Here is a 16,192-nt window from a genome sequence, read left to right as displayed (position 1 = left end):
GTTACACGCGGCTGCAAATTACGGGCACCCGGTGTATCATTACACTCAATACACTGTTACATTACGCAGCCGATTTGCAAGCGTTACATGCATTGTAAATGAACACGCCGTATTATTGAGACAGTAGCAGGATTTTCAGCTAACAGCATAGGCACTGCATCACATAAGAAAGCCCTCCGCTTGCTTAGCGGAGGGCTTTCTTATGTGATGCAGTGCAGGCAGGTTCTATCGCGCCAGTAAGGCCAACAATTGGTCGGGATAATCGGTGGTAATACCATCCATGCCCCAGCCTAGCAAGCGTTGCATATCGTCAGGTTGGTTTACGGTCCAGGGTATAAGCTGTAGCGATGGATGTGCTGCGCGCACAGCTGTTACAGCTTCTAAATTGACTGTTCGAAAATCGGGGCCAAGGACGGTGGGAACAAAGCCGAGCTTTTTTACACTAGGCAGCCAGGCTTGGTCGGCTTCGAGCAGCAGACAAGTGGCTACTGCGGGCACGAGCCGCTGGGCGAGTTGTAGAATGCGGGGGTCGAAGCAAAGCAGGGTGGTGCGCGGGAGCACTTGGTACTCGTGGAGCACAGCCAGCACTAGTTCGACAAACTGGGCAGGGAACGGCTGGAAAATGCCGTCATGCGCAGGTTCGCTCTTTAGCTCGATGGAGTAGCCTACGGCAGGGCGACCTAGCTGCCGGGTGGCGATTTCAACGGTGGTCAGAACTTCACGCAGGAGCGGCTTATAAGCGGGCTCGTTTAATTGCGCAGGAAAATCGGAATGCTGCCGCTGGCCGCAATCGTAGCGCCGGATGGTGGCGTAGGGCAGCTGGTAGAGGTTGTGCTGGGTTTCGGTGCCGGGTGAGATTGGCTGGCCATCGGGCGTGAGGCAGATGGCAGAGGACATCCAAGGCTCATGCGAAACTACCACCTCGTGGTCGGCGGAAATGACGACATCCAGCTCCAGCACATCCACCCCGAGCTTTAGGGCGTGTAGGAAGGCGGGCAGAGTGTTTTCGGGGAGTAGGCCACGACAGCCACGGTGGCCATGCACCAATGGGCGGGAGTAAGAAAACATCGTCGATAGGGAAATGAGAAGACCTGAGGGTAAAAGCTGGGCAAATAATAGGAATTTTCACGCCAGCCTACGCAGAACGGCGACAAGCAGCTAGTAAAGCTCACTCTTTAAGGTAATTTTGTTGCCTCACAATTTTTCTTTCTCTTACAATGAAAAAGCTGTTGTTCCTCGTGGTATTGCTGGCGCTGGCTGCCGGAGGCTACTATTATTACCAAAGTCTGAAGCATGGCCCGAGCGGGGCATTAGCGCAGGCGGCGGCGGCCATTGAGACGCACGATATGGCCACGTTCGAGAAGTTTGTGGACGTGAACAGCGTCACGAACCACCTAGTGGATGATGTGGCTGGCCAGGGCTCGGCGGTGACTTCGCTGCTGCCGGGCGGGCAGTTGGCCATGGCGGGCGCCATGCGCTTGCTAAAGCCTACGCTGGCCAAGGCGGCCCACAAGGAGGTGCAGCGCTACGTGGAAACAGGCTCGTTGGAAGCGGCGGCAGCGGCTGCCCCGAAGCGGCTCGTGAACATTTCGCTGACCGGCCTGGCCAGCAAAATCGTGAGCCCGGAAAGCACTTTCAAGGGCATTAAGTATACCCGAGAAGAAGGCGACAATGCTTTCGTGGGCATTGAGGTTTCGCAGCCCAAGTACGATACCACGATGGTGATTGAGGCCAAAATGCGCCGCGTGGGCGACCATTGGCAGCTGAAGCAAATCACGAACACGGCGGAGCTGCTGCAACACGTGGCGGGGCTGGAGAAGCGTCGGCTGCTACAGCAGGACTAAGACTAAGCTAGGAAGTAAGGTCAGGCGGCAAAGAAAAGCGCCGCAGTCATTAGATGGCTGCGGCGCTTTTCTTTGAGGAAATCCGGACTACTTACGACCCGAGAACAGGAAATAGATGATGGAGCCAAGCACGGGGAAAAACCAGATGACAAGACCCCAAACGATTTTTTTGCCAACGGTCCAGTCCTGCTTCAGCAGGCTGATAACGGCCAGCACGGCCAGAATCAGGTACAGTACGCCGACGATGGACAGACTGCCGTTGTCATTATAGCGACTGCAGGAGGATACTACTGCCATCAAAGGCAACAACAGGGCCGCCAGGGGCAGGCAACGGGGGTGAGCAAGGAGATTACGCATGGAATTGTGAAAGAAAGTAAAAGGTAGCTTCCATACGCAAGCAAACGGAATTAAGATATAAAAAGCCGCATCTTACCTATTCAAACTGCTTAAAATCAGAATTTTGATTCAACATAAGCCTTGATTTGCAGGAAGAATAAGGGCAGGGAACTTGGCACCAGGATGATGGCGAGTACGAGCCCGAACAAGGCGCCGTAGAAGTGGGCGTCGTGGTTGATGTTGTCGCCGCCGCGCCGGCTCATCTGATGGGAGTAGGCCAGGTAGAGTACGGCCCATATGAAGCCGGGAATGCTCAGGTCGGGCAGCAGGGGAAAACCAATGCCGACGGTAGGGAAATAGAGGACGGCCGCGAAGATGATGGATGAGACACCTCCCGAAGCGCCCAGGCTGCGGTAGCCCCAATCGTGGCGGTGGCGGCGGTAGGTGGGCACATCTGACATCACAATGCCCCCGAGATAGAGCAGCAGAAAAGCCGCATTGCCGCCAAGTAAGCCAAACCTTGCTTCAAACAGCGTCAGCACAAACTGGCCGAAGGAGTAGAAGGCAATCATATTGAAGATGAGGTGGGCCCAATCGGCGTGGAGGAAGCCGGAGGTGAGAAAGCGGTACCACTGCCGCGAATCGCGGTTGATGGCGGCAGGCTGCATAATCCAGGCGTCCATGAATTCCTCGTTAGACCAAGCGTACATGGAAATGCCCACCGTGACGAGGGTGAGCAGCAGGACGAGGTTGAGTTGGATATCGGCCATTGGGTTAGCTTTCGCGCTCCATGAGCTGCAGGGTGAGGTGGCGCAGGGGGGCTTTGCGGGCTTCGGGCGCGGCTACGCGGTCGAGGTGCTGCAGGGCGGCCTGGAAGTAGGTTTCGATGAGGGTTTCGGTTTGGGCGCGGATGCGCAGCTCGTCGTAGACGGCGCGCACGGCGGCTATTTTGGCCTCGGCATCGGGCACGGGCTGGCCGATGTGCTGGCGTAGGATTTCCTGCTGCGTGAAGCTGGCCTGGGCCTGGGCGGTGAGCAGGAGGAAGGTTTTTTTGTCGGACAGGATGTCGCCGCCCACGCGCTTGCCGAAGGTGGCGGCATCGCCGTAGACATCGAGCAGGTCGTCGCGCAGCTGGAAGGCCACGCCGATGGCCGTGCCGAACTGGCGCAGGTGCTCAGCGTCGGCCTCGGGGGCGCCGGCGATGCGGGCGCCCAGCTCCAGCGCGAAGCCGAGCAGAACGGCCGTTTTCAGGCGAATCATGTCGAGGTACTGGGCGATGCTGACGGTGGTTTCCGTCTCGAAGTTCATGTCCCACTGCTGGCCTTCGCAGACCTCGGCGGCCGTCTGGCTGAAGCGGCGCAGGATGGCGGGCAGCAGTTCGGGCTTTAGGTCGAGGAACAGTTCGTAGGCGCGCACCAGCATCACGTCGCCGGAGAGGATGGCGGTGTTGGGGTTCCACTTTTCGTGCACCGTGGGCTGGCCGCGGCGCAGTGGGGCCTGGTCCATGAGGTCGTCGTGGAGCAGGGTGAAGTTGTGGAAGACCTCGGTGGCCAGGGCGGGCTTCACGGCGGGGCCGAGGTCGTCGGTGAAGAGGTAGGCCCCGAAGAGCGTCAGCTGGGGACGAATGCGTTTTCCGCCGAGGCCCATGATGTAGCGTAGCGGGTCGTAGAGGGTTTCCGGGGCCTGGCCGTAGTCGAGCACGGCGAGGGCGGCGGTGATGAGTTGGGGAAATTCCTGGGGAGTCATGCGGGGGCAAAGGTCGGAGGTAGCAGGCATGTTTGCCTTACGGCCTCCTACGAAGATTTGCCTTATGACCTCCCGCAGAAGACGCCGTGTTTTCGCAGAGGACGCAGAGGTCCTTTCAGCAAAAAGCCCCGCCGGATTACGGCGAGGCTTTTTCATTTTACAGACCAATTAGCGGCGGCGCTTGCCACCTTTGGCACTGTCGGGGCGGTAGCCACGGGGTTTGCCAGCGTCGCGGTGTTGGTCGCGGCCACGTTCTTTTTTATGCTCGGCATCGCGGCGCTTTTCCGATTCGGGGCGATTATCGACGAGGTCGAAGTCGATGGTCCGGTCGAGCAGGTTGGCCGATTTCACCACCACCTGCAGCTCGTCGCCGAACTGGATGATGCGCTTCGAGCCGCGGCCCACGATGCGGTAATTGTCCTTGTCGAGCTCGAAGGTGTCGCCGGGAATGTCGCTCAGGCGCACCATGCCCTCGCACTTGTTTTCCTCGATTTCGATGTACATGCCGCGCTCGTTGAAGCCCGACACCACGCCCTTGAACACGTTGCCGACCTCGTCCTGCATGAACTCGACCTGCTTGTATTTGATGCTGGCGCGCTCGGCGTTTGCGGCCAGCTTCTCGCGGTTTGAGGAGTGCTTGCACTCTTCCTCCACGGGCTCCACGTCCACGCTTTTACCGTTGTGGAGGTAGTGCTCCAGCAGGCGGTGGGCCATCATGTCGGGGTAGCGGCGGATGGGCGAGGTGAAGTGCGAGTAATGCGCAAACGCCAGCCCGAAGTGGCCTAGTGGCTCGGTGGTGTAGATGGCCTTGGCCATGGTGCGAATGGCCAAGCCCTGGATGACGTTCTGCTCGGGCTTGCCCACCACGGCCTCGCTGAGCTGGTTCAATTCCTTGCTCAGCTTTTTCGGGTTATTCAGGTCGAGGGTGTAGCCGAATTTCTGGGCGAAGAGGGCGAAGTTTTCGAGGCGCTCGGGCTCGGGCGCGTCGTGGGTGCGGTACACCATCGTGAGGCGCGGCTTGGTCTTTTTCTTGTTGAAGACGAACTCGGCCACCTTGCGATTGGCCAGCAGCATGAACTCCTCGATGAGCTTGTGCGCGTCCTTGCGCTCCTTCACGTACACGCCAAGCGGCTTGCCATTCTCGTCGAGCCGGAACTTCACTTCCTGGGTTTCGAAGCTGATGGCCCCGGCCCGGAAGCGGGCGGCGTGGATTTTTTTGGCGAGGTCGTTGAGCACATTCACCTCGCGGGTGAAGTCACTGTCGAGGCCTTCGATGCGCTCCTGGGCCTCCTCGTAGGTGAAGCGGCGGTCGGAGTGAATGATGGTTTTGCCGAACCATTCGTCGTGCAGCTTGCCGTTCTCGTCGATTTCAAATACGGCCGAAAAGGTCAGCTTGTCCTCGTGCGGGCGCAGCGAGCAGAGGCCGTTCGAGAGCCGCTCGGGCAGCATCGGGATGACGCGGTCCACGAGGTACACCGAGGTAGCGCGGTGCTTGCCTTCCTTCTCCAGGTCGGTGCCGAGGCGCACGTAGTGGGTCACGTCGGCGATGTGGACGCCGATTTCCCAGTGCCCGTTTTCGAGCTGCCGGATGCTTAGGGCATCGTCAAAATCCTTCGCGTTGTCGGGGTCAATTGTGAAGGTGGTGATGGGCCGGAAGTCGCGGCGGCGGCCAATTTCCTCCGCCGTGATGACGTCGGAAATGGCCTCGGCGTCGTCCTCCACCCCGGCCGGAAATTCGAAGGGCAGGCCGAACTCGGCCATGATGGCGTTTATCTCGGCCTCGTTGCCGCCGGCTGGGCCGAAGCTGCGCAGCACCTCGCCCACCGGCTGCCGGTGGTTGTCACTCGGGAACTCGGTAAGGCGCACCTGCACCTTGTCGCCGTGGCGGGCGCCGTTCAGGTTCTGCGGCGGGATGAAGGCCTCGAAATACACCTTGCGGTTGTCGGACTTCACGAAGCCGAGCGTGCCCTGCACCTGGAGTTGGCCCACAATTTCGGGCCGCTCGCGCTTGAGCACTTCCACCACATCGCCCACGGGGCGGCCGTCGCGGGAGCCGCGCAGACGCACCCGCACCACGTCGCCCTGCAAGGCAAACTTGAGCTGGTCGGTGAAGACGCGGATGTCGTCGCCCCCACCCTCGGGCACCACGAAGGCGAATTTGGGCGAAGCCAAATCAACGGTGCCGATGACGGTGTTGGCATCGCTGCGGCGGTCAATTCGGCCGCTATCGTCGGCGTGGTCGAAGCCTGCCGAGCGACGCCGGTGCACCACCGGGTCCTGGCCGAACTCAGCCTCTACGGGTCGGGCAGCTTTGCCCGGTTTCGGGCCGTTTTTGCTTGTTTTTTCGCCGCTCACGGCCGCTGCAATGGCGCTGGCCGACGCTGGGTCAGTCAGGCGGTATTCGTCGTTCTGAAGCAGCGTGATGACGTTGGAATGGCGCAGCTTCTTCAAATGGGCGAAGATTTCCTCGCGCTGCTGCTTGGTGGTGACGCCGAGGCGGCGCGAAAGCTGGCGATAGGCCAGCACTTTGTTCGGGTTGTCGATGAACACGCGCAGAACTTGCTCCTGGGAGATGAGCGCGGGCTCGGGCCGTTCGCGCGAGGCGCGGGCAGGCTTATTGGTATTAGGGGTACGCATGTAAAAGCTTGGTGCCGCCGGTAAGTGAATTGTCGCAGGCGGCGGGCGGGAAATTGAATCGGCCGGCGCACCGGCGGCGTTGCTAGAACGCGAGCCGGGCCGGGAAGTTATGGGCGGGCAAAACGCCCGTCATGCAGCGCGCAGCGAAGCATCTCGCGTGCGGCAGTAAATCAATCGTGCAGACGAGTTCGAGCGAGATGCTTCGCTGCGCGCTGCATGACGCCCTAGAGGGCCGTCGTTAGTGACCGGCCAGCCACGGCCGCCTCAATGTCGGCCAGACTGTCCTTGGGAATGGCGGCCAGCAGCCCACGGGTGTACTCATGCTGCGGATTGGCGTAAATCTCCGCTGCCGGGCCCTGCTCCACGATGCGCCCCTGGTGCATCACCAGCAGCCGGTCGCTCATAAACCGGGCCACGGAGAGGTCGTGGGTAATGAAGAGATAGGTGATGCCGAACTCGCGTTTGAGGTCGTTGAGCAGGTTCAGAACCTGCGCCTGCACCGACACGTCGAGGGCCGAAACGGACTCGTCGCAGACAATCAATTTGGGCTGCAAGGCCAGCGCCCGGGCAATGCAGATGCGCTGCCGCTGCCCGCCGCTGAACTCATGCGGGTAGCGCTCGAAGTGCTCGTCGCGCAGGCCCACGGTGCGCAGCAGCTCCAGCACGCGGGCCTTTTGCTCGCGGCGGCTGCCTCCCACGTTATGCACGCGCATCGGCTCCCAGATAGCCTCGCCCACCGTCAGCATGGGGTTGAGGGCAGCGTAGGGGTCCTGGAACACCAGCTGCAAATCGCGCCGACGGCGGCGCAAATCCTCGGCTGGCAGCTTCGCCAAATCTGTTCCCTCGAACAGAATGCGGCCCGCCGTTGGTTCCGTGAGGCGGAGCAGGGCGCGGCCGAGCGTGGTTTTGCCGCAGCCCGACTCGCCCACGAGGCCGATGGTTTCGCCGGGGTAAAGGGTGAAGCTGACGTTATCGACGGCGTGGACGTACTTCTTTGGCTGGAAGAGGCCGGTACGCTGGGGGAAGTAGACCTGGAGGTTTTCGACTTCTAGCAAGGGCCGCCCAGCGTCAACCTCACCCCCTGCCCCCCTCTCCCGCGGAGAGGGGGAGCCGAACGATTCGGAACTGTGCGTGACCGGCTCCCCCTCTCCCCCGGAGAGGTGGCCGGGGGGTGAGGCTACCCGTGGAACGCGTGAAACGGGATGTTCCACGGGGAACGTTTTGGAAGTGTCAGAATTATTGGCTAACTGTACAGCGGCCATTTCGGGCGACAATTCCGTAACTACCTCACTCGGCAAGGGTACCACCGGCGCGGGTTGCTCCAGCAATTCGCCCGCCTCGCCCTCCCGCATGAAATCGGCCACCACGGGCAGGCGTTTTTGGCCCACGGAGAGGCGCGGACGGCAGGCCAAAAGCCCTTTTGTGTAGGGATGACGCGGATTTTTGAAAATTTCCAGCACGGGGCCTTGTTCTACGACGCGGCCCCGGTACATAACCAGGATACGGTCGGCGATTTCGGCCACCACGCCCAAATCGTGGGTGATGAAGAGCACGGCGGTGTTGTGCTCACGGCGCAGGTCATCGATGAGGCGCAGCATGCGGGCCTGCACCGTCACGTCGAGGGCGGTGGTAGGCTCGTCGGCGATGAGCAGGGCGGGGCGGCAGGCCATGGCCATGGCAATCATCACGCGCTGCTTCTGGCCGCCGCTTATTTCGTGCGGGTAGCTGTCGAAAATGGCTTCCGGGCGCGGCAGTTGGGCTTCGGCGAATAGCTCGATGGTGCGCTGCTTCGCCTGGGCTTTGCTGAGGTCGGTGTGCAGGCGCAGGGCTTCCACCACCTGGTGCCCGCAGGTGTAGACGGGGTTCAGCGAGGTCATTGGCTCCTGAAAAATCATCCCGATATCGTTGCCGCGCACCTGGCGCAGCTGGTTATCGGACAGCGTCAGCAGGTCGGTTTCGCCGAGCTTTTCAGATTGAAACACGGCCTTCCCTCCTACCAGCCGGCCCGGCGGCATCGGAATCAGCCCCAGCAGCGCCAGCGAGGTTACCGACTTCCCCGAGCCCGACTCGCCCACAATAGCCAGCGTCTCGCCCCGATTGAGGGTAAACGAGACGCCCTCCACGGCCCGCGTGTTGCCCCGATGGCTGTGGAAGTCGATGGTGAGGTCGGAGACGGTGAGGAGCGGCTGGGGCATGGGCAGAAGAACAAGGGCGAAGATGGGGCTAAAAATCCGCCACTGCCTTACCGGAGAGGTCGGGGTGGCAGTGGCGGGCCGCCACTGCCTCGTCGGGGTGGTCGGAATGGCAGTGGCGGGCCGCCACTGTCGTTGCTACGAGGTCGGCATAAGAGTGGCGGCCCGCCACTGCTTCCCCAGACAGGTCGGGGTAGTAGTGGCGGGCCGCCGCTGTTATCTTAGCAAGTAAGGCAGACACGAAACTCACTTTAGGGAATTGAGTGCATCCTGCAAGTAGGCATATGTCAAGGGAGCGCGCTCCAAGAGTTGCGCCAAGCCAGTGCCGATGCCGTCTTCGGGAATAACAACGGCGCCACCAGCGGCCAAATGCTGCCGGACAGGCGCCAAATCCTCGTCAATCATCCGGCAGTTAGCCTCCAGCGTCTCATCGGTCCAGAAATCATCGTTTTTTAGCCGTGGGCGGCGTTTCGTGCGCACGCCGACGGCATTGGGCTCGCCGCGCATTTCGATGGCCTGGCCGCCCATTCCCCGGCGCTCCTCGTTGTCGCCAAACAGGTACAATGTGCCGGGATTAGCCTGCAAATCGGCCCGGTAAATCATTTTCTGTTTGGAAACCATGCGGAGAGCGGCTAGAATGTGAACTATGCCAGCGGGCCGGACGGCGTGAGCGGCTCCTCCCCTACCCTTGCGGCCGGTTCGTCAGCCGCCAGCGGCGCAGTTTCAGTCTTCACACCGGGCTGCACCTCTTCCTCGCGGAAAAAGCGGCTTTGATTGAGCAGAATCAGCGCTACGCCGATGAAGATGGACGAGTCGGCAATGTTGAAGATGGGCCACAGGGACACGTATTTCCCGCCCATCAGGGGCCAGTTCTGGGGCAGGAAGCCCTCGTAGATGTCGAGGTAGAGCATGTCGATGACCTGCCCGAAGAACCACGGCGTGGGCGAGCCAAAGGGCGCGTTGCCATAGAGTACGCCGTAGAAAATCGAGTCAATCAGGTTGCCCACGGCGCCGCCCAGAATCAGGGCCATGCAGGCCACGAAACCGGCCGCCGCGTGCTGCCGCACCAGCTTCACGATGTAGTAGCTCAATCCCCCCACGGCCAGCAGGCGGAAGCCCGTCAGCAGCAGCTTGCCGTAGGGTGGCGGCAGTTCCACGCCGAAGGCCATGCCGGGGTTCAGAGTGTAGTGCAGCTTGGCCCAGTCGCCAATGAGCTTGATTTCGCCGACCAGACCGGGCTGCATGTAGGCATGCACGGCCCATTTCGAGAGCTGGTCGATGGCAATGACCAAGAACGCCAGCAGAAAATATTTCAGCGGAGAATGGGCTTTGGCGGGAGAAACTAAGGTCATGGGCAAGGGCGCAACTCGCAGCGGGCGTAACCTCGACTGTTTGTGCTTTTTTGAACAGATTTTCTGAGGATTTGTACGTTCTACAACCTCGAAATAGATACTTTGTACTCTTTTGTACCCGACCAGTTTTTGAGACTGGTCGGGTACGTTTATTGTCAGCTTGTTGCGAGCTCCAGCTTCACGTCCACGTTGTAGTCGTCAAACTCCAGCACCGAGCCGCCGCTGACCTCCGGCGCGAAATCCAGCGCCAGGGCCTGCGTTTCGGTGCGGATGTAATCGCCAAACGCGGCCACGGCGGCCTGCAACTCCGGCTGCTGGTCGGCCAGCGTCACGCGGATTTTGTCCTGCACTTCGAGGCCGGAATCTTTGCGCAGGTTTTGCAGGCGGTTCACCAGCTCACGGGCCAGGCCCTCCTGGCGCAACTCGTCGGTGAGGCTCACGTCGAGGGCCACGGTAAGGGGGCCATCGGTAGCCACGAGCCAGCCGGGCAGGTCCTGGGTGCGTATTTCGACGTCGTCGGGGGCCAGCGTGTAGGCTTCGCCGTCGATTTCCACGGCTAGCCGGCCGGTTTTTTCGAGGGTGCTGATTTCGTCGGCCGTCATGGCCTGGATGCGGGCCCCCACGGCCTTCAGCTTCGGTCCGTACTGCTGGCCGAGGCGCTTAAAGTTGGGTTTCACTGACTTCACCAGCACGCCGCTGGCATCGTCGAGGAATTCGACGTGCTTCACGTTCACCTCGGCGCAGATAAGGTCTTCGACCTTGCCCACCTGCTCGCGGGTGTTTTCATCAAACACCGGCACCAGGATGCGCTGCAAAGGCTGGCGCACTTTCAGCACCGACTTCTTGCGCAGCGAGTGCGTGAGCGAGCTGATGCGCTGGGCCAGCTCCATGCGCGCTTCCAGCGCCGCGTCGATAAACGACGAATCGGCGGCTGCTAAGAGCGTCAAGTGCACCGATTCGACTCCTTCGCCGCCCGTGAGGTTACGGTACAGCCAATCGGCAAAAAACGGGGCAATCGGGGCCATCAGCTGGGCTACGGTGCGCAGGCACTCGTGCAGGGTTTCGAAGGCGGCGCGCTTGTCGGCCGTCAGCTCGCCCTTCCAGAAGCGGCGGCGCGAGAGGCGTACGTACCAGTTCGAGAGGTGGTCGGTGACGAAATCCTGGATGGCGCGGGCGGCGCGGGTGGGGTCGTAGGCGTCGAGATTTTCGCGCACCTCCCCCACCAGCGTTTGCAGCTTGCTCAACACCCAGCGGTCGAGCTCGCTGAGTTCGGCGCGGACGCTGCTCAGGCCGGCGGCGCGGAACTCGTCCAGGTTAGCGTAAAGCGCATAGAACGAGTAGGTATTGAACAGCGTGCCGAAGAAGCGGCGCTGCACTTCCACCACTCCTGCCGGGTCAAACTTGAGGTTATCCCACGGCGGGGCGTTGGCAATCATGTACCAGCGCGTGGCATCGGGGCCGAACTGCTGAATGGTGGCAAACGGGTCCACGGCGTTGCCGAGGCGCTTGCTCATCTTGTTGCCGTTCTTGTCGAGCACCAGGCCGTTGGCCATCACGTTCTTGAAGGCCACCGAGTCTTCCAGCATCACGGCCAGCGCGTGCAGGGTGAAAAACCAGCCGCGGGTTTGGTCCACGCCCTCGGCGATGAAGTCGGCCGGGAAATTTTTCTCGAAGATGTCCTTGTTTTCGAGCGGGTAATGCCACTGCGCGTAGGGCATGGCCCCGCTGTCGAACCACACGTCGATAAGGTCGGCCTCGCGGTACATGGGCTGGCCGCTAGGCGAAAGTAGGAAGATGTCATCGACGTAGGGCCGGTGCAAATCCGTCATCTCGCCGCTGGCGATGGGGTTGTGGGTCATCACCTCGGCGGCCACGGCCTTGTCGATTTCGGCGCTCAGCTCGGCGATGGAGCCGATGCAGATTTCCTCGGTGCCGTCCTGCGTGCGCCAGATGGGCAGCGGGGTGCCCCAGTAGCGCGAGCGGCTTAAGTTCCAGTCCACCAGGTTTTCGAGCCAGTTGCCGAAGCGGCCCGAGCCGGTGCTTTCCGGCTTCCAGTTGATGGTTTTGTTGAGCTCGATGAGCCGGTCTTTCACCGCTGTAGTCTTGATAAACCACGAGTCGAGCGGGTAGTAGAGCACGGGCTTGTCGGTGCGCCAGCAGTGCGGGTAGGTGTGCTCGTACTTCTCCACCTTGAAGGCGCGGTTCATCTCCTTGAGCTTGATGCTCAGGTCCACATCGAGGGTGCGGTAGCCGGCCTGGGTTTCGTCCTGGCCGTCGTAGTTTTTCACGTAGCGGCCCGCGAATTCGCCCATCTGGGGCACGTAGCGGCCGGTGCGGTCCACGATGGGGCCGAGCTTGCCCTCGGCGTCGGGCACGAGCAAGGCGGGCACGTCGGCCAGCTGCGCGGCCCGGAAGTCGTCGGCCCCGAAGGTGGGCGAGATGTGGACGATACCGGTACCGTCCTCGGTGGTCACGAAGTCGGCGGGGATGACGCGGAAGGCTTTTTCTTCGCCTTCAAACGCGGGGAAACCAGCTTCTTGACTGAAAAGACGTTCGTAACGGATACCGACGAGGTCGGCGCCGGTGAACTCGGCCTCTACGCGCCAAGGCAGCACCTTCTTGTCGCTCTCGGCATAATCGGCCAGCTCAAAGGCAGCGCCTTTTTCTGAGAAGTAGCGGCTTACCAATGCCTTCGCCAGCACCACGCGGATGGGCTGGTACGTGTAGGGATTGAACGTGTTTACCAGCACGTAAGGGATTTTCGGCCCTACCGCCAGCGCCGTGTTGGCCGCCAGCGTCCACGGTGTGGTCGTCCAAGCTAGGATAAACGTCTCGGCCGAGTCATCAGCACCTGCAAACAGCTTCGCCGACTTCTCATCCCGTAGCACCTTGAACTGCGCTACGATGGTGGTGTCCTTCACGTCCTTGTACGTGCCCGGCTGGTTCAGCTCGTGCGAGCTGAGGCCGGTTCCTGCCGCCGGCGAGTAGGGCTGAATGGTGTAGCCCTTGTAGAGGTAGCCCTTGTCGTAGAGCTGCTTGAGCAGCGCCCAACAGCTTTCAATGTATTCGGGCTCGAAGGTGACGTAGGGATTGTCGAGGTCGACCCAGTAGCCCATTTTCTCGGTCAGGTCGTCCCACTGCGCCTTGAAGCGCATGACGGTTTCGCGGCAGAGCTGGTTGTATTCCTCGACGCTGATTTTGTGGCCGATATCCTCCTTGGTAATGCCCAGTTCCTTTTCCACCTGCAGCTCCACGGGCAGGCCGTGGGTGTCCCAGCCGCCCTTGCGGGGCACCTGCTTGCCGAGCATGGTCTGGTAGCGGCAAAAAAGGTCTTTCACCGCCCGCGCCATCACGTGGTGGATACCGGGCGTGCCATTGGCCGAGGGCGGACCTTCGTAGAACACGAACGTGGGCTGGCCCTCGCGGCTGCTCACGCTCTTTTCAAAGATGTTATTCGCTTTCCACCAAGCCAGTACGTCTTCGCCGAGCTGGCCGTAATTGAGCGGTTGTTTGAATTCGGGGTATTTCATGAAAGTGGGGAGTATTCAGTAGTGAGTATTTAGTAGTGAGAAACACAGTGAGCAAAACGTTGTGCTTGTCTCTCTTCTTAATACTCAATACTTCCTACTAAATACTAAATAGAGTAATCGCCCTCGTAGTCCGAGGCTTTGTGCATTTTGTTGAAATCCTGGTCGTCGTCCTCGTCGTTGCTGTACCGCTCGTTGTATTGCTTGAGCCAGGCCGGGTTGGTGACGGCGTAGCTCTTGCTTTTTTCAAACGTCACGAGCAGCGAGGGCAGCAGAATAAGGTTCGAGAAGTTGGTTATCAACAACGACGCCGTCATTAACAATCCCAAAGCTTTGGTACCGCCAAATTCGCTGAAAGCAAAGATGCTGAAACCAACTAATAGCACGATACTCGTGTAAATCATGCTGGTGCCTGCCTCGCTGAGCGTCGTAGTGATGGCGTCGCGCACCCGCTGTCCGTTGGCCGCCATCTCCTGCTTGAATTTGGCCAGCAAGTGGATGGAATTGTCGCCGTCGATGCCCAGGGCGATGACGAAAATCAGCGCCGTGCTGGGCTTGAGCGGGATGTTGAAAAAACCCATCACGCCGGCCGTGAGCACGAGCGTTACAAAGTTGGGAACGAGGGCGTAGAAGACCGTTTTGAAGGAGCGAAACAGGATGAATACTACCAGCCCTACCAGCCCGAAGGCCCAGAATAGCGACTCCTTGAGGGTGTGAATGAGGTATTCGTTGCCCTGCGTGAAAATGATGGTGGTGCCGGTGGGCCGGATGGTAATGTTGCTGTCGTTGAAAATACGCGCCATGGCTGGGCGTATTTTGCTGTTCATCAGGGTATCGAGGTTATTCGAGCCAATATCGGCGATTTTGAGGCTGATGCGGGCTTTCTGCTGTTTTTCGTCAATGAAGGAGCGGAAGAACTTGCTGTCGGTGCCCACGCCGGCGCCTTTAGAGTTGACCAGCGTACTGAGGATGAAGTTCTTTTCGGAATTATCGGGCAGGCGGTAAAACTGCGGGTCGCCGTTGTAGAAGGCCTGGGTGGCGGCTTTGATGAAGGTGACGAGGCTGATAGGCGGGCTCAGCTCCGGCTGGGTGCGCAGGAACCGCTCGAACTGGTCGATTTTCTGCAGGTTCTTGAGGTTGAGCAAGCCCTTGGGCTTCTTCGTGACGACCTCAAACTCCAGCGGCATGACACCGTGGAAGTGCTTCTCGAAGAAGGACAAGTCGGAATTTACGGAGCTCTTTTTGGGCAGGTCGTCCACCATGTACGACACGGCTTCGATGCGCGAGATGCCGAAACCAGCAATGGCCACCATCACTAATCCGAGGATATACACCGTGGCGCGACGGTGCAGCACCAGGTGGTCGAAGAATTCGAGTAGCTTGGTAAGCGGCGCGGCATCAAGGTGTTCGAGTTGCTTGGGCGTGGGCGGCGGCAGGAAGGTGAAGGCCGCCGGAATGAGAATGAAGCTGATAACGAAAGCCGCAAAGATGTTGACCGTAGCCACCAGGCCAAACTGGAAGAGAATGGCAATATCGGTGAACGCGAAGACGATAAAGCCCACGGCGGTGGTCGTGTTATTCATCAGCGTCACGAGGCCGATTTTGCGCATCACGCGGGTCATGGCCAGCATCTGGTTGCCCGATTTGCGGAAATCGTAGTGGTAGCGGCTGAGCAGGTACGTGCAGTTGGGAATGCCGATAACCACGATAATACTCGGTATCAAGCCCGTGAGCAGGTTGATTTTAAACCCGAGCAAGACAATCGAGCCCACGCACCAGATGACGGTGACGCCCACCACCAAAAGCGGAAACACGATGGCCGACCAAGTGCGGAAAAACACTAGCAGCGTGATGCCGGTCACGAGCATGGCCAGGAAGGTGAAGAGCTTCATTTCGCCCGCCACCTTGCTGGTCATCGTGGAGCGCACGTAGGGCAGGCCCGCGTAGTGCAGATTGATGCCAGTTTTTTTCTCAAACTGCTGGGCATGACCCAGGATGTTGCCCATCACCGCCTGACGGCGCGAGGAATTGAGAAATTGCGGGTCCATGGTGACGGCCACGAGGGTGGCGCCGGTGGTAGTCGAAATCAGCTGGCCTTTGTAGAATTCCTGGCTGTTGACGATGCGCATCAGCGAATCCAGCTCGGCCTGGGTGCGGGGTGCGGTGGTGAATATGGGCTTGGCGACGAACTTGTTGGTAGCCGTGTCGCGCATGAGCTGCGGCAGCTTGCTGATACTCAAAACTCCGCTTACGCCCTGCACTTTACCGAGGTCATCGGCCAATTGCCGGAGCTGGTTGAAGTTCTGGAGCTTGTACACGGCGCTGTCCTGCATGCCGAGTACCAGCACGTTGCCATCCTCGCCAAACTGCTTTTTGAACTGCTGGAAATAAACCATTTCCGGGTCTTTCGGACTCACCACCTGGGCGAAGTCGTAGGTCATTTCTACGTCCTTGGCTTTCCAGGCCATGAACACGGTGATGACGGCCAGCAGCGCCACCAGCGTGCTGCGGAACCGGATAATGAATAAGGCGAGATTCTCCCACATAAAACCCTGCAA

At 60.0% G+C, this 16,192-nt stretch carries 12 protein-coding genes; 1 reads left to right on the top strand and 11 read right to left on the bottom strand.

The genetic code is table 11. The features are described 5' to 3' along the window. Positions 1-225 precede the first annotated feature (225 nt). Positions 226-1,068 (bottom strand): glycerophosphodiester phosphodiesterase family protein, encoded by an 843-nt coding sequence (locus Q5H93_RS00250; protein WP_305004461.1) that lies wholly within the window; start codon positions 1,066-1,068, stop codon positions 226-228. 149 nt (positions 1,069-1,217) lie between these two features. Here Q5H93_RS00250 and Q5H93_RS00245 point away from each other — a divergent pair, with 149 nt between their 5' ends. Beyond that, positions 1,218-1,844, top strand: coding sequence for a hypothetical protein (locus tag Q5H93_RS00245; protein WP_305004460.1), 627 nt, complete (start codon positions 1,218-1,220; stop codon positions 1,842-1,844). An 87-nt stretch (positions 1,845-1,931) separates the two neighbouring features. Here the strand turns inward: Q5H93_RS00245 and Q5H93_RS00240 are convergent, their stop codons facing one another. From Q5H93_RS00240 to Q5H93_RS00195, 10 genes are all read right to left on the bottom strand, one after another. Then, a complete protein-coding gene (locus Q5H93_RS00240; protein WP_305004458.1) occupies positions 1,932-2,201 on the bottom strand; it encodes a PLD nuclease N-terminal domain-containing protein in 270 nt (89 codons plus the stop codon). Between the two features lie 95 nt (positions 2,202-2,296). Further along, positions 2,297-2,950, bottom strand: a complete 654-nt coding sequence (locus tag Q5H93_RS00235) for a rhomboid family intramembrane serine protease (protein WP_305004457.1) — start codon at positions 2,948-2,950, stop codon at positions 2,297-2,299. A 4-nt stretch (positions 2,951-2,954) separates the two neighbouring features. After that, positions 2,955-3,926, bottom strand: a complete 972-nt coding sequence (locus Q5H93_RS00230; RefSeq protein WP_305004456.1) for a polyprenyl synthetase family protein — start codon at positions 3,924-3,926, stop codon at positions 2,955-2,957. Between the two features lie 168 nt (positions 3,927-4,094). Beyond that, positions 4,095-6,563, bottom strand: a complete 2,469-nt coding sequence (gene rnr, locus Q5H93_RS00225) for a ribonuclease R (protein WP_305004455.1) — start codon at positions 6,561-6,563, stop codon at positions 4,095-4,097. Positions 6,564-6,787: 224 nt separating this feature from the next. Beyond that, entirely contained in the window at positions 6,788-8,758 is a 1,971-nt protein-coding gene (locus tag Q5H93_RS00220; RefSeq protein WP_305004454.1) for an ABC transporter ATP-binding protein, read from the bottom strand. Between the two features lie 28 nt (positions 8,759-8,786). Next, on the bottom strand, positions 8,787-8,996 hold the full coding sequence (locus Q5H93_RS00215) for a hypothetical protein (protein WP_305004453.1): 210 nt from the start codon (positions 8,994-8,996) through the stop codon (positions 8,787-8,789). 5 nt (positions 8,997-9,001) lie between these two features. Continuing rightward, a complete protein-coding gene (locus Q5H93_RS00210; protein ID WP_305004452.1) occupies positions 9,002-9,376 on the bottom strand; it encodes a DUF7831 domain-containing protein in 375 nt (124 codons plus the stop codon). A gap of 23 nt (positions 9,377-9,399) precedes the next feature. After that, complete coding sequence (locus tag Q5H93_RS00205) at positions 9,400-10,107, bottom strand: lipoprotein signal peptidase (protein ID WP_305004451.1); 708 nt, start codon at positions 10,105-10,107, stop codon at positions 9,400-9,402. A gap of 155 nt (positions 10,108-10,262) precedes the next feature. Continuing rightward, positions 10,263-13,637 carry an isoleucine--tRNA ligase gene (gene ileS / locus Q5H93_RS00200; protein ID WP_305004450.1) on the bottom strand — a complete coding sequence of 1,125 codons (3,375 nt, stop codon included), beginning with the start codon at positions 13,635-13,637 and terminating at the stop codon, positions 10,263-10,265. 104 nt (positions 13,638-13,741) lie between these two features. Beyond that, entirely contained in the window at positions 13,742-16,180 is a 2,439-nt protein-coding gene (locus Q5H93_RS00195; protein ID WP_305004449.1) for an efflux RND transporter permease subunit, read from the bottom strand. Between the last annotated feature and the right edge of the window lie 12 nt (positions 16,181-16,192).

The sequence above is a fragment of the Hymenobacter aranciens genome, assembly GCF_030580865.1.
In the GTDB taxonomy this organism is placed as follows: Bacteria; Bacteroidota; Bacteroidia; order Cytophagales; family Hymenobacteraceae; genus Hymenobacter; species Hymenobacter aranciens.
This window is presented reverse-complemented; position numbering and strand designations above follow the sequence as displayed.